This window comes from Pseudonocardia sp. ICBG601 (genome assembly GCF_020496245.1).
In genome coordinates this window covers 1-3,259 of sequence record NZ_JAHLJA010000127.1, presented here as the reverse complement: position 1 = coordinate 3,259, position 3,259 = coordinate 1, and the positions used below count along the sequence as shown (strand labels likewise).

Genomic DNA, 3,259 nt, shown 5'->3' with positions numbered 1-3,259 from the left:
AGGTGCCCGTGCAGGTCGCCAACGACGCGGAGCTCGGGCGCGCTCGCCGAGCACGTCCGCGGCACGGCGAAGCTGAGCACCGACCTGGTGTACGTCTCCGCCGACCGAGGGGTCGGGGGCGGCGTCATCTCCGCCGGTGCGCCGCTGCGCGGGGCCCGCGGGTACGTGGGGGAGCTGGGCCACATCGCGGTGAACCCCACGGGACGGCACTGCTACTGCGGCTCCCGCGGCTGCTGGGAGACCGAGGTGGGGGAGGCCGCGCTGTGCCGGGCGCTCGGCCTGCCCGAGACGACCCCGCGCGGGGTCGTCGTGGCCGAGCTGCGGTCGCTGGAGACGGCGCCGCTGCCCGGACCGCTCGACGAGTTCGCCGAGTGGCTCTCGGCCGGGCTCGTCACCGTCGTCAACATGATGGCGCCCGAGCTCGTCGTGCTCGGCGACCTGTACACGGCGCTGCCCGCCGCGGTCGTCGACCCACGTGCGCCAGCAGGTCCACGAGCGCAGCCTCGTCAGCCGCGCCGTCGGCGGCCACCCGCATCACCACGAGCCCGCTGGGCCGCGACGCGAAGCTCGTCGGGGCCGCGGAGCTGGCGTTCGAACCGGTGCTCGAAGCTGTCTGACGACCTCCCACACCGGCTGCGCACGTCCCACACCGGGCCCCGGTGTGGGACGTGCGCAACTCGGTGCGGGGACGTGGTGGATCTGCCCGTGGATCTCGGGATCAGGGGTAGGCGGGCGGCCGTGGCCGCTGCGCGAGCGCGGGGCTCGGGTACGGCGCTGCCGCCGCGCTCGCGGCGGAGGGCGCGACGTCACGGTCGGCGGCTCGAACGAGGAGCGGGCGGCCGCCCGCGGCGCAGCGGATCGGCGCCGGGCACGTCGTCGTCGACCTCACGCGGCCCGACGAGGCGCAGCGCTTCGTCGAGGAGTCGGCGGCCGCCATGGGCGGCCTTGGACGTCCTCGTCGTCAACGGTCCGGGACCCGCGCCGGGCACGGCGCTGGACACCGACCCGGCCGCCTACCAGGGCGCGCGAGCGCAACCTGCTCTCGGTCGTGCGGATGTGCCTCGCCGCCGTGCCGATCATGCGGGAGCAGCGCTGGGGCCGGATCGTCGCGATCACGTCGATCGGGGTGCGCCAGCCGCTGCCCGGGCTCGTGCTGTCCAACACCGCGCGCGGCGGGCGCGACCGGCTTCCTCGCACGCTCGTGTCGCGCCGAGGTGCTCGGCGACGGGATCACCGTCAACTCGGTCCTGCCCGGCGGGCACGCCACCGACCGCGTTCCTGTCCCTCAACGGCGGTGTGATGCCGCCCACGGACCCGCCTCACCCCGGGCCGCATCGGGGATCCGTCCGACTTCGGCGCGATCGTCGCGTTCCTGTGCTCCCAGCAGGCGAACTACCTGACCGGAGCCGCCATCCCGGTGGCGGTGGCGGGACTACAAAGCGCTCCTGTAGGCCGGGTGGCGTGACGGCGAACGAGAGGTATCGTCGTCGGCGACCCGCGGGAACCTCGCGTACCGAGGCTGAGATGGCCGACAGGACCGGTCGCCGACCGTTCGAACCTGACCCGGTTAGCACCGGTGTAGGGAGGAACCGTCGTGACACGTTCTCGTACCCGCAGACCGTTCGTGCGCCGCTTCTTGTCGCCTTGGGCCCTGATCGCCGTGCTCGCCCTCGTCGCGGCGGCGTGCGGCGACGACGCCTCGGACGACACGGCGGGCGGCACGCAGACGATCCGCGTCGCCCTGGACTGGACGCCGAACACGAAACCACACGGGTCTGTTCGTCGCCCAGCAGGAGGGGTGGTTCAAGGAGGCGGGGCTCGACGTCCAGTTCCTCCCGTACAACGGACACCGCGCCGGAGACGCTGGTCGGCAGCGGTGCCGCCGACTTCGGCGTCTCGTTCCAGGACACGTTCACCTACGCGAAGGGCGCGGGCGCGGACATCACGTCCGTCATGGCCGTGCTGCAGCACTGGGGCGCGGCGATCGCGGTGAAGGCCGACCGCGCCGACATCCACCTCGCCGAAGGAACCTCGACGGCAAGATCTACGGCGGCCTTCGGCGGCCCCGGCGAGGCCGAGAAGATGAAGGCCGTCATCAAGGGCGCGGGCGGCAAGGGCGACTTCACGACCGTCACGCTCGGCACGTCGGCCTACGAGGCGCTCTACTCCGGCAAGGTCGACTTCACCGAGCCCTTCCTCGCGTGGGAGGGCATCGAGGCCGAGATGCACGGCGAGCCGATCAAGACGTTCGCCTACACCGACTACGGCTTCCCCGACGCGTACAGCGTGCTGCTGATCGGCAACTCGCCCTGGCTGAAGGCCCACCCGGACCTCGCCAAGAAGTTCGTGCAGGCCGCGCAGCGCGGCTACCAGCTCCGGCGCCGACGACCCGGCGAAGGCCGCGCAGGACCTGATGGCCGCGAACCCCGGCACCTTCACCGAGCCCGACCTGGTCGACCGCAGCCAGCAGATGCTCGCGCAGCGCTACCTGAAGGACCCGAACGGCGTCGTCGGCACGCAGACCCTCGAGCGCTGGACGAGCTACTCGGGCTGGGTCTACGCCAACGGCGGGCTCGTCGGACCCGACGGCAAGCCGGTGACGCAGAAGCCCGACTTCTCCACCTGGTTCACCGACGACTACCTCGCACAGCCGTGACGGCCGCGGCTCCGTCCCGCCCTGCGGCTCCGCCCCGGACCGTGGCGCCGGGTGCCGCGCTGACGAGCCTGCTGCGCCGCGTCTGGCCCGCCGCGCTCGTCGTGGTGATCGGGCTGGTCGCGTGGCAGGTCGCGGTGCAGGTCTCGGGTGTGCGGCCGCAGGTGCTGCCCTCGCCGCTGCGGGTCGTCGAGCAGGGCTGGGCGAACCGGGCCCTGATCTGGGCGAACGTCGTCCCGACGCTGGTGGAGACGGCGGCCGGGTTCGCCGTGTCGCTGGTCGTCGGCTGGGTGCTCGCGATCGCCGCCGACTTCGTGCCGTGGCTCAAGCGCGCGCTCACGCCGCTGCTCGTGGCGTCGCAGACGCTGCCGATCGTCGCCATCGCGCCGCTCGTGATCATCTGGTTCGGCTTCGGGCTGGCCCCGAAGGTCGTCGTGATCGCGCCTCGTGACGTTCTTCCCGGTGACGGTCGGGGCTGATCGAGGGCTTCGCCGCCACCGAGCGGTCCGCGACGAACCTGCTGCGCAGCATGGGTGCCTCGGCTGGGACCAGTTCCGCTTCGTGCGGCTGCCCGGTGCCCCTGCCGCGCTTCTTCACGGCGCTGCG

At 72.9% G+C, this 3,259-nt stretch carries 2 protein-coding genes, 2 pseudogenes and 1 riboswitch; of the genes and pseudogenes, 3 read left to right on the top strand and 1 reads right to left on the bottom strand.

From position 1 onward, the window contains the following. Positions 1-617 (top strand): annotated as a pseudogene (locus KPL57_RS27100) (ROK family protein); the annotation flags it as partial. A gap of 189 nt (positions 618-806) precedes the next feature. Here KPL57_RS27100 and KPL57_RS27095 read toward each other — a convergent pair. Next, complete coding sequence (locus KPL57_RS27095; RefSeq protein ID WP_226353657.1) at positions 807-965, bottom strand: hypothetical protein; 159 nt, start codon at positions 963-965, stop codon at positions 807-809. Positions 966-1,048: 83 nt separating this feature from the next. On the opposite strand from KPL57_RS27095, the gene KPL57_RS27090 reads away from it, so the two are divergent. Then, the gene (locus tag KPL57_RS27090; protein WP_226353656.1) at positions 1,049-1,300 is read left to right on the top strand and encodes a hypothetical protein; all 252 of its coding nucleotides are present in this window, start codon (positions 1,049-1,051) and stop codon (positions 1,298-1,300) included. 187 nt (positions 1,301-1,487) lie between these two features. Then, positions 1,488-1,602, top strand: a riboswitch (TPP riboswitch). A 173-nt stretch (positions 1,603-1,775) separates the two neighbouring features. After that, a pseudogene (locus KPL57_RS27085) lies at positions 1,776-3,132 on the top strand (ABC transporter substrate-binding protein). The last annotated feature ends 127 nt before the right edge of the window (positions 3,133-3,259 follow it).